Genomic DNA, 16,013 nt, shown 5'->3' on the forward strand with positions numbered 1-16,013 from the left:
GTGGGGGGGGGGGGGGGGGGGGGCCCCGGGGCCATCTTCCCCCCCCCCGCGCCCCCCCCGCGCCGGGCCCCCCCCCGGGGGGGGCGGGGGGCGGGACCCTCGCCGTCCCCCGCCGCAGCGACCCCGAGGAACCGACGTGAGCAACAGGAGCAAGGGCTGGGGCCTGGCGGTGGCCGCCTGCGTCGGCCTCTGGCTCGTCCAGAACGGCTCGCAGGACGTCACCCCGCCCGTGCCGTCCGCCGCCCAGGCGTTCGCCGCCGGGCCGAGCGTGCACACCGACGCCGCCGCCGACCCGCTGCCGTCCTCCCCGCCGGTGCGGCTGCGCATCCCGGAGACGGACGTGGACGCCCCGATGACCCGGCTCGGCCTGGCGCCGAACGGCTCCCTGGAGGTGCCGCCGGCCGAGGACCGCAATCTGGCCGGCTGGTACGCGGACGGCGTGACGCCCGGCGCCGAGGGCACCGCGATCGTCGCCGGCCACGTCGACAACGCCGGCGGCCCGGCCGTCTTCTACACCCTGGGCGCCCTGAAGAAGGGCCACCGGATCGAGATCGACCGGGAGGACGGGAGGACCGCCGTCTTCACCGTCGACGCCGTCGAGGTCTACGACAACGACGCCTTCCCCGACGAGAAGGTGTACGGGGCGACCGACCGCGCCGAGCTCCGGGTGATCACCTGCGGCGGCGGCTTCTCCGCGAAGGGCGGCGGCTACCAGGGGAACGTGGTCGCCTTCGGGCACCTCATCGGGGTGCGCTGAGCCCGCGCCTCAGCCCCACTGGTCCCAGCCCAGCTTCGCCACCATCGACAGGACCACCACCAGCAGCACCGCGCGGACGAACCCCGAGCCCTTGCTCAGCGCCATCCGGGCGCCGACCATCCCGCCCGTCAGGTTGAAGGCCGCCAGCAGCGCGGCCAGCTGCCAGTACACCGTGCCCTGGTAGGCGAACATGGCCAGCGCGCCCGCATTGGTGCAGACGTTGACGATCTTGGCGGTGGCGGAGGCCGTCACCAGGTCGAGGTGGAGCACGGCGGTCAGGGCGAGCACCAGGAAGGTGCCGGTGCCGGGCCCGAACAGACCGTCGTAGAAGCCGATCCCGCCGCCGACCAGGACGATCGCCGTGACGATCCGGGCCCGGGTGAGCGGCGGCCGCTCCGCGCCGTCCGGGCGCGCGCCGAACGACGGCTTCAGGATCACGAAGGCGGCCACCGCGACGAGCACCACGATGATCAGCGGCCGCAGGACCTCCTCGTCGACGGCGGTCGTGAACAGCGCGCCGGCCGTCGAGCCCGCGAGGGCCGCGAGCCCGACCCGTACCGCCGTCCACACCGGCACCCTGGTCTTGCGGGCGTAGGTGACGGCCGCCCCCGTCGTGCCGACGATCGCGACCGCCTTGTTGGTGCCGGTGACGTACGGGTAGGTGGCGTTCGGCAGCCCGATCAGCAGCGCCGGCAGGAGCAGCAGCCCGCCGCCGCCGACCACCGCGTCGATCCAGCCCGCGACGAGCGCGGCGAGGCACAGCAGGACCAGCGTGGTCAGGGCGATGTCAGGCATGGCAGCGACCCTAGGGACGAGATCGTTGGCCCGTCCATCGATCTCGTGATCATTGAGGAAGCTCTGAGCTTGCGGCGCCCCGCGGCCCTCACAGCCCGCCCCCGTCCCGGCTGAGATCAGCGTTCCGTACGGGAAACAGCCGGGATGCCACCGGGAAACACCGGCGCCGCACCCTTCCGGACATGAGTACACGGATCGTGGTGGTCGGAGGCGGGACGGCGGGCCTCCGCCTCGCCCAGCGCCTGCCGGTCACCCTCCTCGGGGAGGAGCCGCACGCCCCGTACAACCGCGTGCTGCTCGCCGACGTCCTCGCCGGACGGTACGCCCCCGAGGTCGTCGCCCTGCCCGCACCCCGCGAGCCGGTGCGCCGCGGCGTGCGGGTGGTGGGCATCGACCGGGCGGCCCGCACGGTCGAGTGCGCCGACGGCTCGCTGGTCGGCTACGACCGGCTGGTCCTCGCCACCGGCTCCAACCCGGTGCTGCCGCCGCTGCGCGGACTGCGCGGGGCGGAACTCCCCGAGGGCGTGCACTCCTTCCGCACCCTCGACGACTGCCTCGCCCTGCGCGAGGCCGTCCGGCCGGGGATCCGGGCGGTCGTCGTCGGCGGCGGGCTCCTCGGCGTGTCCGCGGCGCGGGCGCTGGCCGCGCTGGGCGCCGAGGTGGTCCTCACCCAGCAGGGCGAGGGCCTGATGGAGCGGCATCTGGACCCGCACGCCTCCGCCCTGCTGCGGGAGCACCTGGACGGGCTCGGCGTCGAGACCCACACCGAGTGCCGGGTCAGCGGCCTGCGGCAGCGGGACGGGGCGGTGACGGCGGTCGAGCTGGCCGACGGCTTCGTCCTGGACGCCCAGGTCGTGGTGCTGGCCTGCGGGGTGCGCCCCCGGGTCGCGCTGGCCCGCGCGGCCGGGCTCGACGTGCGGACCGGCATCGTCGTCGACGACGAGCTGCGCACCTCGGACCCGTACGTCCACGCGATCGGCGACTGCGCCGAGCACGACGGCCGGGTCTACGGCCTGGCCGGCCCGGCGCTCGAACAGGCCGACGTCCTCGCCGACGTGCTGTCCGGCACCACCGGGCCCCGCTACACCGGCACCCGGGCGCTCACCCGGCTCACCCTCGGCGGGGCCCGGCCGCTGGCCCTCGCCGCCTTCGGCGAGGCCACGCCGCTGCCGGGGGACGACGTCGTCCAGCTGGCCGACGCGACCCGGGGCGCGTACCGCAAGGTCGTCGTCCGCGACAACCGGCTCGTCGGGGGCGTCCTCCTCGGCGATCTGGCCGCGGTCGGCGCGCTCGCCCGGGCCTGGGAGGGCGACGAAGCCCTGCCGGAGGCCCCCCTGCTGCACCTGCTCACCCACGACGGAGGCTCCTCATGACCACCCCCACCATCGTCCTGGTCGGCCACGGAATGGTCGGCCAGCGGTTCCTGGAGGCGCTCGCCGACCGTGGCGTCACCGAGCGGGCCCGGATCGTGGTCCTCTGCGAGGAGCCCCGCCCGGCGTACGACCGGGTGCAGCTGACCTCGTACTTCTCCGGGAAGACGCCCGACGACCTGTCGATGGTCGAGGACGGCTTCATGGAGCGGCACGGCATCGAGCTGCACACGGACGAGCCCGTCGTGGCCGTGGACCGCGCGGCGCGGACGGTGACCGCCCGGTCGGGGCGGGTCGTCGCCTACGACCACCTGGTGCTCGCCACCGGCTCGTACCCCTTCGTCCCCCCGGTCCCCGGCAAGGACGCCACCGGCTGCTTCGTCTACCGCACCGTCGAGGACCTGCTCGCCATCGAGGAGTACGCGAAGACGGCGACGACCGGCGCGGTGGTCGGCGGCGGTCTGCTCGGCCTGGAGGCGGCCGGCGCGCTCAAGGGCCTCGGGCTCGCCACCCACATCGTGGAGTTCGCGCCGCGGCTGATGCCGGTGCAGGTGGACGAGGGCGGCGGCGCGGCGCTGCTGCGGACGATCGAGCAGATGGGGCTGACCGTGCACACCGGCACGGGCACCCAGGAGGTCGTGACCGCCGACGGTGCCGTGACCGGCATGAAGCTGTCGGACGGCACCGAACTCGCCACCGACCTGGTGGTCTTCTCGGCCGGCGTCCGCCCCCGGGACCAGCTGGCGCGCGACTGCGGCCTGGACGTGGGCGAGCGCGGCGGCATCGCCGTCGACGAGCTGTGCCGCACCTCCGACCCGGCGGTCTTCGCCATCGGCGAGTGCGCGCTCGCCTCCGACGGGCGGGTCTACGGCCTGGTCGCACCGGGCTACGAGATGGCGCAGACGGTCGCCGCGGTCCTCGCCGACGAGGCGGGCGACGACACCGGCTTCACCGGCGCCGACCTCTCCACCAAGCTGAAGCTGCTCGGGGTGGACGTGGCCTCCTTCGGCGACGCGCACGGCACCGCCGAGGGCTGCCTCGACGTCGTCTACGCGGACTCCCGCGCCGGCGTGTACAAGAAGCTGGTGGTGGACGCCGAGGGCCGGCTCCTCGGCGGCGTGCTGGTCGGCGACGCCGAGTCGTACGGGCTGCTGCGCCCGCTCACCGGCACCAGGCCCCCGGTCTCCCCCGAGCAGCTGGTGCTTCCGGCGGGGGCGGGCGCGCCGGTGGCGCTGGGCCCGTCGGCGCTGCCCGACGACGCCGTCATCTGCTCCTGCCACAACGTCACCAAGCACGCCATCGGCCAGTGCACGTCACTGCCGGAGGTGAAGAGGTGCACCAAGGCCGGCACCGGCTGCGGCAGTTGCGTGAAGGTGATCGAGAAGCTGCTGCCGAAGGCGGCCGACCAGGGGCTGTGCGGCTGCTTCTCCTACACCCGCAGCGAGCTCTACGAGATCGCCCGCACCCTGCGGGTGACCTCCTTCGCCGCGCTCCTCGACTCGCACGGGCGGGACGGCGCGAAGGGCGGCGAGGGCTGCGAGGTGTGCAAGCCGACCGTCGGCTCCATCCTCGCCTCGCTCGCGCCGGCCATCGGGTCGGGCGGCTACATCCTCGACGGCGAGCAGGCCGCCCTCCAGGACACCAACGACCACCACCTGGCCAACCTCCAGCGCAACGGCTCCTATTCGGTGGTCCCCCGCATCCCCGGCGGCGAGATCACCCCGGAGAAGCTGATCGTGATCGGCGAGGTGGCCCGCGACTACGGCCTCTACACGAAGATCACCGGCGGTCAGCGGATCGACCTCTTCGGCGCCCGCGTCGACCAGCTCCCGGCGATCTGGACCCGCCTGGTGGACGCAGGCTTCGAGTCCGGCCACGCCTACGGCAAGGCGCTGCGCACGGTGAAGTCCTGCGTGGGGCAGACCTGGTGCCGCTACGGCGTGCAGGACTCGGTGAGGATGGCGATCCGGCTGGAGCTGCGCTACCGCGGCCTGCGCGCCCCGCACAAGCTGAAGTCGGCGGTCTCCGGCTGCGCCCGCGAGTGCGCCGAGGCCCAGTCGAAGGACTTCGGCGTGATCGCCACGGCGAACGGCTGGAACCTGTACGTCGGCGGCAACGGCGGCGCGACCCCGCGCCACGCGGACCTGCTCGCGCAGGACCTGTCGGACGCCGAACTCGTCCGGCTGATCGACCGGTTCCTGATGTTCTACATCCGGACGGCGGACCGCCTGGAGCGGACGTCGGTCTGGCTGGAGCGCCTGGAGGGCGGCCTCGGCCACCTCCGCGACGTGATCGTGAAGGACTCGCTGGGCCTCTGCGACGAGCTGGAGGCGCTGATGGCGGCGCACGTCTCCGGCTACCGGGACGAGTGGGCGCAGACCCTCGACGACCCGGAGCGGCTGCGGCGCTTCGTCTCCTTCGTCAACGCGCCGGAGACGCCCGACCCGACGGTGCGTTTCGTGCCGGAGCGGGACCAGATCAAGCCGGACCTCACGATCCTGACGATCGGCACCCCGGAAGGAGCCATGTCCCGATGAAGACCCTCGAACTCTCCCCCGCCGAGGACTCCTGGATGGCGGTCTGCGAGGAGGCCCGGCTGACCCCGGGCCGGGGCCTGGCGGCGCTGCTGCCGGACGGCCGGCAGGCAGCGGTCTTCCGGGACCGGGCGGGGCGGGCGTACGCGATCGACAACCGCGATCCGTTCACCGGGGCGCAGGTGCTGTCCCGGGGGCTGATCGGCACGGCGGACGGGCGTCCGTACGTGGCCTCGCCGCTCCTGAAGCAGCGCTTCGACCTGGAGACCGGGCGGTGCCTGGACGACGACGAGGTGACGGTGGCGGTCTATCCGGTCCGCCTCGCATGACTTGACCGATCGTTCCAGAAAGGCATACGGTCCTCGCGTGGCCAGGACCAAGGAATTCGACCCCGGGGCCGCGCTCCAGGCGGCGCTCGACCTGTTCTGGGCGCGCGGCTACGAGGCGACGTCGATGGCGGACCTCGTGGAGCACCTCGGCATCGGCCGGGCCAGCATCTACGCGACCTTCGGCAACAAGCACGAGCTGTACCTGAAGGCGCTGGACCGCTACCTGGAGACCCGGGACCCGGGGCTCGTCGAGGAGCTGTCCGCGCCGGGCCCGGCGCTGCCGGCCGTACGGGCCCTGGTCCGCCGCTTCGCCGCCGAGGCGACGGCGGAGCACGAGCGCCTGAACGGCTGCTTCGTCACCAACTCGGCGGCGGAGCTGGCCCCGCGCGATCCGGCGGTGGCCCGCCGGGTGGAGCTGAGCTGGGAGCAGATCGAGACCCTGCTCCACTCGGCGCTGACCCGGGCCCGCGCCCAGGGCGAGCTGCCGGAGGAGCGCGATCCGCGGGCCCTCTCCCGGATGCTGCTGGTGCTGCTCCAGGGGATACGGGTGGTCGGCAAGGCGTCGACGGACGCGGCCCGGGTCCGGGACGCGGCCGAGGAGGCCCTGCGGATGCTGGACTGAGCGACCGCGGGACGGGCGCCCTCACGGGGGCGCCTTTTCTCGGGCCGGATTCTGGAATGTACGGTCAAGTACAACACAGTCGAAGAGCAACAGACGGAGAACCAGGGGAGTTCCCATGTCCGCACGATTCACCGACCGCGTCGTCCTCGTCACCGGCGCCGGCTCCGGCCTCGGCCGGGAGATCGCCCGCGCCTTCGCCGCCGAGGGCGCGAAGGTGGTGGCCGCCGGCCGCACCGCCGCCGCCCTCGACGCCACGGTGGCCCTCGTCGAGGCCGAAGGCGGTACCGCCACCGCCGTCACGACCGACGTCACGGACCCCGCGTCCACCCGCGAACTGGTCCGCCGCACGGTCGGGACGTACGGCGGGCTCGACGTCGCCGTGAACAACGCGGGGATCTTCCGGGGCGGCCACAGCGCCGCCGACTTCCCCCTCGACGACTGGCGGGCCCTGCTCGACACCAACGTCACCGGCGTCCTGAACGCCCTCCAGGCCGAGGTCGCCCACATGCGGGCGCACGGCGGCGGCGCGATCGTCAACATCTCGTCCAACCTGGGCCCGCACGTCCGGATCCCGGGCGTCTTCGGCTACCAGGTCTCCAAGGCGGCCGTCTCGGCGCTCACCCGCGCCGCGGCCCGCGACCACATCGGCGACGGGGTGCGGATCAACGCGGTCAGCCCGGGCGCCGCCGAGTCCACGATGTCGCTGCTGCCCGGCGAGACGGAGGCCGAGCGGGAGGTCCGGATGAAGGAGCAGTCGCCGCTGGGCCGGATCACCTCGGCGGCCGAGGTGGCGGCGGCGGTGCTCCACCTCGCCTCGGACGCGGCGGGCTCGACCGTCGGCACGGACCTGGTGGTCGACGGCGGCGTCTCCGCCTGAGCCCGCCGGCGGGGCGGTCAGCCCTGCGCGGCGGCCGGGTCCATCCAGAAGACCTCCCAGTGGTGGCCGTCCGGGTCGGCGAAGGAGCGGCCGTACATGAAGCCCATGTCCATCGGCTCCTTCGCCGGTCCGCCGCCCACCTCCAGGGCCCGGTCGGCCAGCTCGTCGGTCTTCTCGCGGCTCTCGGCGCTCAGCGTGAGCAGCACCTGGGTGGTCGCGGTGGCGTCGGCGATCCGCTTGCCGGGGGCGGTGAAGGTGCCGAACTTCTCCTCGGTGAGCAGCATGACGAAGATGGTGTCGCTGATCACCACACAGGCCGCGGTCTCGTCGCTGAACTGCGGGTTGATCGTGTACCCGAGCTTCTCGTAGAAGGCCTTGCTGACGTCGAGGTCCTTCACGGGCAGGTTCACGAAGATCATCTGCGGGGCCATGGCGCTCTCTCTTCTCCGTCGTGCGGTGCTGTCGAGAGGTAGGACGGGCGGGGTGGCCCGAACTCATCGCTCTCCGGAGAAGTTTTTTCGCTCAGGCCGCCGCGCGCAGCGTGAGCGCCGCCAGCGGGACGAAGCCGCCGGTCCCGCCGGCCGCCGCCTCGGCCTGCGCGCCAGGGCCGCCCAGCCGCCTCGCCATCGCGACGGCGATCCGCTCCCCCGTCGCCTTGGCGCGGTCCGCGAGCGGCCCCCGGTGCAGCCCGTCGACGGCGGCGTGCCAGAGCTGCACCCACCGCCCGAAGTGGGCGGGGGCGAGCGGCCGGGCGGAGTGCAGGGCGGCGTGCGGGGCGAAGGCGTCCCGGGCGTACGCGGCGGTGCGGAAGAGCGCGCGCTCCCAGAAGTCCGCGATGCGCGGCAGATGGACCTCCAGGTCCGTGCCGGCGACCTCGGTGAAGAACGGGCCGATCAGGGGATCGGCGAAGGCGGCCTGGTAGAAGCGGCGCAGCAGCACGTCGAGGTCGTCGCGGCCGCCGATGTCGGTGAGCTCCCGGGTCTCGCGCATGCGACCAGTCTGCCGGGCGGGCCCCCCGCCCGGCAGTGCCGAAGGTCCCGCCCGCGCTCAGGACGCCGCCGGGGCCCAGCGGCTGAGGGTGTCGGTCGCCCGGTCGTGGGTGAGCCAGGTGCCGTCGCCGAGGCCGCGGACGTACCCGGTGACGGGGCGGGGGTACGCGACGGGACCGAGGAGCGCGAGGGTGCCGGCGTCGAGGAGCCAGTGGCCCGCCCCGCCCTCCGGGTCCTCTGCGACGGCGAGGACCGTCTCGGCGCCGGTGAAGTCCGCCGCGTAGTCCCAGCGCCGGTCCCCGCCCAGCTCGTCGGCGTCCCGCTCGGCGAGGACGGTGCCGTCGGGGGCGTGCAGCTGGAGGTCGTGGCAGGAGTGATCGACGGTCAGGTAGCCGGGGCGGGCGGGGTGGACGTCGACCAGGATCCGGTCGAGGTCCTCCCCCAGGTCCCGTACGGACACCCCCGCCCCGTCCGCGCGGGCCCCGTACAGCAGCACCCCGTCCTGCCCCATGCCGACGCACAGCAGGACGGTGCCGTCGCCGGGCAGGGCGAGCTGGTGCGAGCCGGAGGCCACGCTGTCCTCCAGCGGGACGCGGGCGAGCTCCCGCCCGTCCCGGGCGTCGAGCACCACCCACCGCTCCTGGCCGTCCTCGGCGACGACGTGGGCCCAGACGGCGGTCCCGTCGCCCGGGACGAGCACCGAGCCGTGTTCGAGCCCCTCGCAGACCTCCTGTTCGTCGCCGGTGTGCGGATGGTCCACCACGGGGCCCCAGCAGCCGTGCCGGTGCTCCCAGAGGAGGCGCCCGTCGGCGGCCACCGCGCGGACGGCGCGCTGCCCCGAGAAGACGGCGAGGCCGAGGTCCGGGGCGACCGCGTCGACGCCCCGGTCCCAGCCGGGCCAGGGCGCCGGGAAGGACGCCACGGGGGCGGTCGAGCCGGCGAGGAGCGCCGCCAGGTCGTACACCTCCAGGCGGTCGTCCCGCCGGAGCGCGAGGCGGCCGGGCCCGGCCGGGCGGGCATGCCCGTCCACGAGCCCCGCCGCACCCGGCAGCCGTACCGATCCGAGCAACTGTGCGGTGATCGTCATGGCGCGAACCTAGCGTCCCGCTCCGACACCGACTCCCCCGCCCCGCGCCCGCCCCTTCCCCGTCACCGTTTGTTGATGCACAGTCAATTCCGCACTCCTAGATTCCCCTCGCGCGGCCCCGCCGCTGACCGTGCGGCGGGCGGTCACCACACCCCTGGAGAGAAGACGTGGAGCGACGCAGTTTCCTGCGTGGAGCGGCCATCGGCACGTCGGCGGCCGCCTTCGGCGGCACCCTGATGCGGGGCGCCGCCTACGCGGCCCCCGCCCAGCCCGGCGCCGGCCCCTACGGAGCGCTCGGCCCGGCGAACGCGAACGGCATCATGCTGCCCGCCGGCTTCACCAGCCGGATCGTCGCCCGCTCGGGACAGACCGTCCCCGGCACCTCGTACACCTGGCACAACGCCCCCGACGGCGGCGCGTGCTACGCCGACGGCACCGGCTGGATCTACGTCTCCAACTCGGAGATCAACCCGAGCGGCGGCGCGAGCGCCCTGCGCTTCGACTCGTCCGGCACCGTGACGAGCGCCTACCGCGTCCTGTCGAACACCCGGCAGAACTGCGCCGGCGGCAAGACCCCGTGGAACACCTGGCTCTCCTGCGAGGAGGTCAGCCTCGGGTACGTGTACGAGACCGACCCGTACGGCGTGAACGCGGCCGTCCGCCGGGACGCCATGGGCCGCTTCAAGCACGAGGCCGCCGCCGCCGACCCGGTCCGCAAGGCGATCTACCTGACCGAGGACGAGTCGGACGGCTGCTTCTACCGCTTCGTCCCGACCACCTGGGGCAACCTCTCCTCCGGCACCCTCCAGGTGCTCAAGGCCGGCACGGCCACCTCCGGCTCCTTCACCTGGCAGAACGTGCCGGACCCGGACGGCTCCCCGACCAGCACCCGCAACCAGGTCTCCGGCGCCAAGCGGTTCAGCGGCGGCGAGGGCTGCCACTACGCCAACGACACCGTCTGGTTCACCACCAAGGGCGACAACCGCCTCTGGCAGCTGAACCTCGCGAACAGCACCTACGAGCTCGCCTACGACGACTCGCTGGTGCCCGGCGGCGCCGCCCCGCTCACCGGCGTGGACAATGTCACCGGCTCCTCCTCCGGCGACCTGTTCATCGCCGAGGACGGCGGCAACATGGAGATCTGCCTGATCACCCCGGACGACACCGTCGCGCCGTTCCTGCAGATCACCGGCCAGTCCTCCTCCGAGATCACCGGACCGGCCTTCTCCCCCGACGGCACCCGGCTGTACTTCTCCAGCCAGCGCGGCACCACCGGCAGCTCCTCGGGCGGCATCACCTACGAGGTGACCGGCCCGTTCCGGGCGTAACAGCGCTCCTCCCCCCGCCGCTGGGCCCCGCCTCCGCCGAGGAGCGCGGCGCCCAGCGGCGTCAGCGTGTGCAGCACCGCGTTCCCGTGCCGGAGGGTGGCGATCAGGCCGGCCTCCCGCAGCACGCCCGCGTGCTGGCTCGCCGAGGCGAGCGACACCCCGGCCCGCCGCGCCAGCTCGCTCGTCGTCCCGCCGTCCCCGATGGCCTGCAGGACCTCCGCGCGGGTCTGGCCCACCAGCTTCGCCAGCGAGGACACGCCCGGCGGACGGACCGTCGGCGCCTCCCCGTGGGTCACCGGGTAGACCAGCACCGGCGGCAGCGCCGGGTCCCGCAGCATCACCGGCGTGCCCCGGCAGAAGTACGAGGGCTGGAGCAGCAGCCCCCGCCCGTCCAGGTGCACGTCCCGGTCGACCGGGTAGGCGGCCTCCAGGACCGGAGCCCGCCAGGTCAGCATCGGCGGCAGCGAGTCGAGCAGCTCCTCCGCGCCGCCGTCCAGGACGGCCCGCCCGCGCCGGGCCCGGTCCGCCTCCACCCGGGCCTGGATGTGCGGCCAGTACGGCTCGACGGCCGCCCGGTGGTAACTGCGCAGCGCCCCGAGCAGCCGGTCGAAGGGCTCCGGGCCGCCGTCGGCGAGGGCCCGCAGCGAGTGCGGCACGGTGCGGCCGCCCGAGCGGTCGGCGGCCAGCAGGGACAGCTCCGAGCGGAGCCGGCCGGGCGTGGTCGCGCGGACCGCCCCGAGCCCGTCGTCGAGGCCGTGGAGGCCCTCCGCGGGGGTGAGGAAATCGGGGAAATAGCCGCGGCTCGGGACGAGGGCGGCCAGCAGCCGGGTCTCCCCGCCGAGCCGCGCCCTCGTTTCGGTGCGCCATCCGCCGAACACCACCGGGCCGCGCCGGTCCCTTAAACGGTGAAAGCTGAGAATCGTTTCCCACAGGACGTCAGGACGGGCGGCGATCCGCACCCCCGCCAGATCGTCCGCGGTGAAATGAATACGAAGCATGAAGTCCCCACCTGTGCACTCGCAACCACCCCGCGGTCGAGTATGCACACCATCACTGCACGTTACCAGGGTGTTTCAGCCACAGTTGAAAAGCATCGCGGCGAACACGGCCCAACGGAAATGCTGTGCGGGTCGGGCAGGAAACCTTCAGGACCGAGGTGACGTGGTGAAGACCGTGGGGGGCTTTGCCCGTCCGGCGGCGGTCGGCGAGGGTTGCGGCTCACCTGCCCGACACCATGAAAAAGGGTGTGGCCCCCGGGTGGGGATCCGGGGGCCACAGCCGAAACATCCGCAAACACAGACGTTCAATTTCCAATAATTCAATGCGGACGTAATTGCACATGAATCTGACGTGAAAACGACGGGACGGACACCTCCGCACAAGGTGTCCGTCCCGTCTCTTTCGGATCCGGGGCCGCCGTCCGCCGGTGAGGGTTCGGAAGGGATGGCCGACGGCGGCCCCGGGGGCTTCGCGGGGCGCTCGGGCCCCTCGGGTCAGCGGCTGTCGCTGCCCTTGGCCTCGGCCGCCGCGCGACCGGCCTCCAGGCGCGCCACCGGGATCCGGAACGGCGAGCAGGAGACGTAGTCGAGGCCGACCTCGTGGAAGAAGTGCACCGACTCCGGGTCGCCGCCGTGCTCGCCGCAGACACCGAGCTTGATGTCGGGGCGGGTGGCCCGGCCGGCCTGGACCGCGGAGCGGACCAGCGCGCCGACGCCGTCCTTGTCGATGGTCTCGAAGGGGCTGACGCCGAAGATGCCCTTCTCCAGGTAGGCGGTGAAGAAGCTGGCCTCCACGTCGTCGCGGGAGAAGCCCCAGACCGTCTGCGTGAGGTCGTTGGTGCCGAAGGAGAAGAACTCGGCGGCCTCGGCGATCTGGCCGGCGGTGACGGCCGCGCGGGGCAGCTCGATCATGGTGCCGAGCGCCAGCTTCAGCTCCACGCCGGTCTCCGCCACGACCTCGGCGATGACCTTCTCGGCGTCCTCGCGGACGATCTCCAGCTCCTGGACGGTGCCGACGAGCGGGATCATGATCTCGACGCGCGGGTCGCCCTTGGCGTCGATCCGCGCGGCCGCGGCCTCGGCGATCGCCCGGACCTGCATGGTGAACAGGCCGGGGATGACCAGGCCGAGGCGGACGCCGCGCAGACCCAGCATCGGGTTCTGCTCGTGCAGCCGGTGCACGGCCTGGAGCAGGCGCAGGTCGTTCTCGTGCGGCTCCTTGCGGGACTCGGCGAGGGCGACGCGCACCGACAGCTCGGTGATGTCGGGCAGGAACTCGTGGAGCGGCGGGTCCAGCAGGCGGACCGTGACCGGCAGGCCGTCCATCGCCTCGAAGAGCTCGACGAAGTCGGTCTTCTGGAGCGGCAGCAGGGCCTTGAGGGCGTCGTCGCGCTCGTCGTCGGTGTCGGCCAGGATCAGCCGCTCGACGTACTGGCGGCGCTCGCCGAGGAACATGTGCTCGGTGCGGCACAGGCCGATGCCCTGGGCGCCGAAGCGGCGGGCGCGGGAGGCGTCCTCGGCGTTGTCGGCGTTGGCGCGGACCCGCAGGCGGCGGACGCGGTCGGCGTAGGCCATGATCCGGTGGACGGCCTGGACCAGCTCGTCGGCGTCGTCGGCGCCGGCGTGCATGCGGCCCTCGAAGTACTCGACGACCGGGGACGGTACGACGGGTACCTCACCGAGGTACACCTTGCCGGTGGAGCCGTCGATGGAGACGACGTCGCCCTCCTCGACGACCGCGCCCGAGGCGGTGGTCATCCGGCGGCGCTTGGTGTCGACCTCCAGCTCCTCGGCGCCGCAGACACAGGTCTTGCCCATGCCGCGGGCGACGACGGCGGCGTGCGAGGTCTTGCCGCCGCGCGAGGTCAGGATGCCCTCGGCGGCGATCATGCCGTCCAGGTCGTCCGGGTTGGTCTCGCGGCGGATCAGGATGACCTTCTCGCCGGAGCGGGACCACTTGACGGCCGTGTACGAGTCGAAGACGGCCTTGCCGACGGCCGCGCCCGGGGAGGCGGCGATGCCGCGGCCGATCTGCTCGACCTTGGCGTCCTCGTCGAACTTCGGGAACATCAGCTGGGCGAGCTGGGCGCCGGTGACGCGCTGGAGCGCCTCGGCCTCGTCGATCAGGCCCTGGTCCACCAGCTGGGTCGCGATGCGGAAGGCGGCACCGGCGGTGCGCTTGCCGACGCGGGTCTGCAGCATCCAGAGCTGGCCGCGCTCGATGGTGAACTCGATGTCGCAGAGATCCTTGTAGTGGGTCTCCAGCGTCTCCATGATCTGCATGAGCTGGTCGTACGACTTCTTGTCGATCGACTCGAGGTCGGCCAGCGGCACCGTGTTGCGGATGCCGGCGACGACGTCCTCGCCCTGCGCGTTCTGCAGGTAGTCGCCGTAGACGCCCTGGTGGCCGGAGGCGGGGTCGCGGGTGAAGGCGACACCGGTGCCGGAGTCCGGGCCGAGGTTGCCGAAGACCATCGAGCAGACGTTGACGGCGGTGCCGAGGTCGCCCGGGATGCGCTCCTGGCGGCGGTACAGCTTGGCGCGGTCCGTGTTCCAGGAGTTGAAGACGGCCTCGATGGCGAGGTCCATCTGCTCGCGCGGGTCCTGCGGGAAGTCGCGGCCGGTGTCGGCCTTCACGATCTCCTTGAACCGCTCGACGACCTTCTTCAGGTCCCCGGCGTCCAGGTCGGTGTCGCTGGCGACCTTCTTGGCGGCCTTGGCCTCGTCGAGGGCGTCCTCGAAGTGCTCGCCGTCGACGCCCAGCACGGTCTTGCCGAACATCTGGATGAGGCGGCGGTACGAGTCCCAGGCGAAGCGCTCGTTGTCGGCCTGGCGGGCGAGGCCGGCGACGGACTCGTCGGAGAGGCCGATGTTGAGGACCGTGTCCATCATGCCCGGCATGGAGAACTTGGCGCCCGAGCGGACCGAGACCAGCAGCGGGTCGTCCGCCTGGCCGAGCTTCTTGCCCATCTGCCGCTCGAGGGCGTCGAGGTGGGCCGAGACCTCGTCGCGCAGGGCGGCGGGCTCCGAGCCGGACTCGAGGTAGACCTTGCACGCCTCGGTGGTGATCGTGAAGCCCGGAGGGACCGGGAGGCCGAGGTTGGTCATCTCGGCGAGGTTGGCCCCCTTGCCACCGAGCAGGTCCTTCAGGTCCCTGTTGCCCTCGGTGAAGTCGTACACGAACTTCTGATCATTGTTTTCCGACACGGGTCTCGACTCCTCGACGACTCGGTTGGCTGCCCTGACGGCGAGGAACATACCCAGATCGAAGGCTTCTGGGGAGGTACGCCTACCGGTCACACGGTCGTAACCACCCGTCCGCCACCACTTCGAAAGTTACCGACGCGAAGCTTCCGCATTCACGCCCCGAAGCCCGCTTGACCCATTCCAGGGATAACGCGCTCACATGAGCGCCTTCTATGCGCATTTGCGTTCAACTCTTGAACACAAAAGGGGTGGCACCCAGTGCCACCCCTTCAGGCAGTGCACCCACTTGTAACCTGCTCATCTGAGCACCACCCCCCTCAGGGGTGGCGAGGATCACTCCCCTGGAAGGCCGAAAATCTCAGCCCCCGGACGTGTCCAGCTCGGCGTCCTCGCTCACTCCGGCACAGTCGTAGGGGTCCTTCAGCCAGCCGTCCGGCAGGACAACCCGGTTGTTTCCGGACGTACGGCCCCGGGGACCGTCCGCGCCCACCGGCCACGGCTGGTCCAGGTCCAGCTCGCTCAACTGAGCGCGCAGCTCGTCCAGGGACGAGGTGATCGCGAGCCGCTTGCGCATCTCCGAACCGACCGAGAACCCCTTCAGGTACCAGGCCACGTGCTTCCGGAAGTCGATGACACCCCGCGACTCGTCGCCGATCCACTCGCCGAGCAGCGTCGCGTGCCGCACCATCACCTCCGCGACCTCCCGCAGCCCCGGCGTCCGGTACTCCCCGGTGCCCTCCAGGCCCGCCACCAGGTCCGCGAAGAGCCACGGCCGGCCCAGGCAGCCACGGCCCACGACCACGCCGTCGCAGCCGGTCTCGCGCATCATCCGCACGGCGTCGTCCGCCGACCAGATGTCGCCGTTGCCCAGCACCGGGATCTCCGGCACGTGCTCCTTGAGCCGCGCGATCGCGTCCCAGTCGGCCGTACCGCCGTAGTGCTGCGCCGCCGTCCGCCCGTGCAGGGCGATCGCCGTCACGCCCTCCTCGACCGCGATCCGGCCCGCGTCCAGGTAGGTGATGTGGTCGTCGTCGATGCCCTTGCGCATCTTCATGGTGACCGGCAGGTCGCCCGCGTTCGTCACGGCCTCGTGCAGGATCGCCCGGAGCAGCGGCCGCGT

General features: G+C 72.8%; 14 protein-coding genes. 7 read left to right on the forward strand and 7 right to left on the reverse strand.

Annotated features, from left to right (window positions below; all coding sequences use genetic code 11):
* The first annotated feature begins 136 nt into the window (after positions 1-136).
* The gene (locus tag ACFW1I_RS09985) at positions 137-757 is read left to right on the forward strand and encodes a class F sortase (protein ID WP_384668176.1); all 621 of its coding nucleotides are present in this window, start codon (positions 137-139) and stop codon (positions 755-757) included.
* Positions 758-766: 9 nt separating this feature from the next.
* Here the strand turns inward: ACFW1I_RS09985 and ACFW1I_RS09990 are convergent, their stop codons facing one another.
* Positions 767-1,552, reverse strand: coding sequence for a sulfite exporter TauE/SafE family protein (locus tag ACFW1I_RS09990; protein WP_384668178.1), 786 nt, complete (start codon positions 1,550-1,552; stop codon positions 767-769).
* Positions 1,553-1,734: 182 nt separating this feature from the next.
* Between ACFW1I_RS09990 and ACFW1I_RS09995 the strand changes: the two genes are divergently transcribed.
* The 5 genes from ACFW1I_RS09995 to ACFW1I_RS10015 all read left to right on the forward strand — a co-directional run bounded on the left by ACFW1I_RS09995 (position 1,735) and on the right by ACFW1I_RS10015 (position 7,284).
* On the forward strand, positions 1,735-2,925 hold the full coding sequence (locus tag ACFW1I_RS09995) for an NAD(P)/FAD-dependent oxidoreductase (protein ID WP_384668181.1): 1,191 nt from the start codon (positions 1,735-1,737) through the stop codon (positions 2,923-2,925).
* On the forward strand, positions 2,922-5,459 hold the full coding sequence (nirB, locus tag ACFW1I_RS10000) for a nitrite reductase large subunit NirB (protein ID WP_384668184.1): 2,538 nt from the start codon (positions 2,922-2,924) through the stop codon (positions 5,457-5,459). Before ACFW1I_RS09995 ends, nirB begins: the two co-directional genes overlap by 4 nt.
* On the forward strand, positions 5,456-5,785 hold the full coding sequence (gene nirD, locus ACFW1I_RS10005; protein WP_384668186.1) for a nitrite reductase small subunit NirD: 330 nt from the start codon (positions 5,456-5,458) through the stop codon (positions 5,783-5,785). Before nirB ends, nirD begins: the two co-directional genes overlap by 4 nt.
* Positions 5,786-5,822: 37 nt before the next feature.
* On the forward strand, positions 5,823-6,407 hold the full coding sequence (locus tag ACFW1I_RS10010) for a TetR/AcrR family transcriptional regulator (protein WP_384668189.1): 585 nt from the start codon (positions 5,823-5,825) through the stop codon (positions 6,405-6,407).
* Between the two features lie 115 nt (positions 6,408-6,522).
* The gene (locus tag ACFW1I_RS10015) at positions 6,523-7,284 is read left to right on the forward strand and encodes an SDR family NAD(P)-dependent oxidoreductase (protein ID WP_384668191.1); all 762 of its coding nucleotides are present in this window, start codon (positions 6,523-6,525) and stop codon (positions 7,282-7,284) included.
* Between the two features lie 17 nt (positions 7,285-7,301).
* Here the strand turns inward: ACFW1I_RS10015 and ACFW1I_RS10020 are convergent, their stop codons facing one another.
* The 3 genes from ACFW1I_RS10020 to ACFW1I_RS10030 all read right to left on the reverse strand — a co-directional run bounded on the left by ACFW1I_RS10020 (position 7,302) and on the right by ACFW1I_RS10030 (position 9,360).
* Positions 7,302-7,715 (reverse strand): VOC family protein, encoded by a 414-nt coding sequence (locus ACFW1I_RS10020; protein WP_384668194.1) that lies wholly within the window; start codon positions 7,713-7,715, stop codon positions 7,302-7,304.
* 91 nt (positions 7,716-7,806) lie between these two features.
* Positions 7,807-8,274, reverse strand: coding sequence for a group III truncated hemoglobin (locus ACFW1I_RS10025; RefSeq protein WP_384668196.1), 468 nt, complete (start codon positions 8,272-8,274; stop codon positions 7,807-7,809).
* A 57-nt stretch (positions 8,275-8,331) separates the two neighbouring features.
* Positions 8,332-9,360, reverse strand: a complete 1,029-nt coding sequence (locus tag ACFW1I_RS10030; protein WP_384668199.1) for a hypothetical protein — start codon at positions 9,358-9,360, stop codon at positions 8,332-8,334.
* 167 nt (positions 9,361-9,527) lie between these two features.
* On the opposite strand from ACFW1I_RS10030, the gene ACFW1I_RS10035 reads away from it, so the two are divergent.
* Positions 9,528-10,688, forward strand: a complete 1,161-nt coding sequence (locus ACFW1I_RS10035) for an alkaline phosphatase PhoX (RefSeq protein ID WP_384668201.1) — start codon at positions 9,528-9,530, stop codon at positions 10,686-10,688.
* On the opposite strand, the gene ACFW1I_RS10040 is transcribed toward ACFW1I_RS10035, so the two are convergent.
* The 3 genes from ACFW1I_RS10040 to ACFW1I_RS10050 all read right to left on the reverse strand — a co-directional run.
* Positions 10,658-11,686, reverse strand: a complete 1,029-nt coding sequence (locus ACFW1I_RS10040; protein ID WP_384668204.1) for an ArsR/SmtB family transcription factor — start codon at positions 11,684-11,686, stop codon at positions 10,658-10,660. The two genes, ACFW1I_RS10035 and ACFW1I_RS10040, sit on opposite strands and share 31 nt — an antisense overlap.
* Positions 11,687-12,181: 495 nt before the next feature.
* Positions 12,182-14,893, reverse strand: coding sequence for a pyruvate, phosphate dikinase (gene ppdK / locus ACFW1I_RS10045; protein WP_384668205.1), 2,712 nt, complete (start codon positions 14,891-14,893; stop codon positions 12,182-12,184).
* Between the two features lie 358 nt (positions 14,894-15,251).
* Positions 15,252-16,013 (reverse strand): tRNA dihydrouridine synthase (locus ACFW1I_RS10050; RefSeq protein ID WP_384668207.1); only part of this gene is annotated, 762 nt, incomplete at its 5' end.

The organism is Streptomyces sp. NPDC058955, assembly GCF_042741435.1.
Lineage (GTDB): Bacteria > Actinomycetota > Actinomycetes > Streptomycetales > Streptomycetaceae > Streptomyces.

What these genes read in the sequence shown, in the direction of transcription:
- ACFW1I_RS09990 (WP_384668178.1), bottom strand. Translation starts at nt 1,552, where the DNA reads ATGCCTGACATCGCCCTGACCACGCTGGTCCTGCTGTGCCTCGCCGCG.
- ACFW1I_RS10025 (WP_384668196.1), bottom strand. Translation starts at nt 8,274, where the DNA reads ATGCGCGAGACCCGGGAGCTCACCGACATCGGCGGCCGCGACGACCTC.
- ACFW1I_RS10015 (WP_384668191.1), top strand. Translation starts at nt 6,523, where the DNA reads ATGTCCGCACGATTCACCGACCGCGTCGTCCTCGTCACCGGCGCCGGC.
- ACFW1I_RS09995 (WP_384668181.1), top strand. Translation starts at nt 1,735, where the DNA reads ATGAGTACACGGATCGTGGTGGTCGGAGGCGGGACGGCGGGCCTCCGC.
- nirB (WP_384668184.1), top strand. Translation starts at nt 2,922, where the DNA reads ATGACCACCCCCACCATCGTCCTGGTCGGCCACGGAATGGTCGGCCAG.
- ACFW1I_RS10040 (WP_384668204.1), bottom strand. Translation starts at nt 11,686, where the DNA reads ATGCTTCGTATTCATTTCACCGCGGACGATCTGGCGGGGGTGCGGATC.
- nirD (WP_384668186.1), top strand. Translation starts at nt 5,456, where the DNA reads ATGAAGACCCTCGAACTCTCCCCCGCCGAGGACTCCTGGATGGCGGTC.
- ACFW1I_RS10030 (WP_384668199.1), bottom strand. Translation starts at nt 9,360, where the DNA reads ATGACGATCACCGCACAGTTGCTCGGATCGGTACGGCTGCCGGGTGCG.
- ACFW1I_RS10020 (WP_384668194.1), bottom strand. Translation starts at nt 7,715, where the DNA reads ATGGCCCCGCAGATGATCTTCGTGAACCTGCCCGTGAAGGACCTCGAC.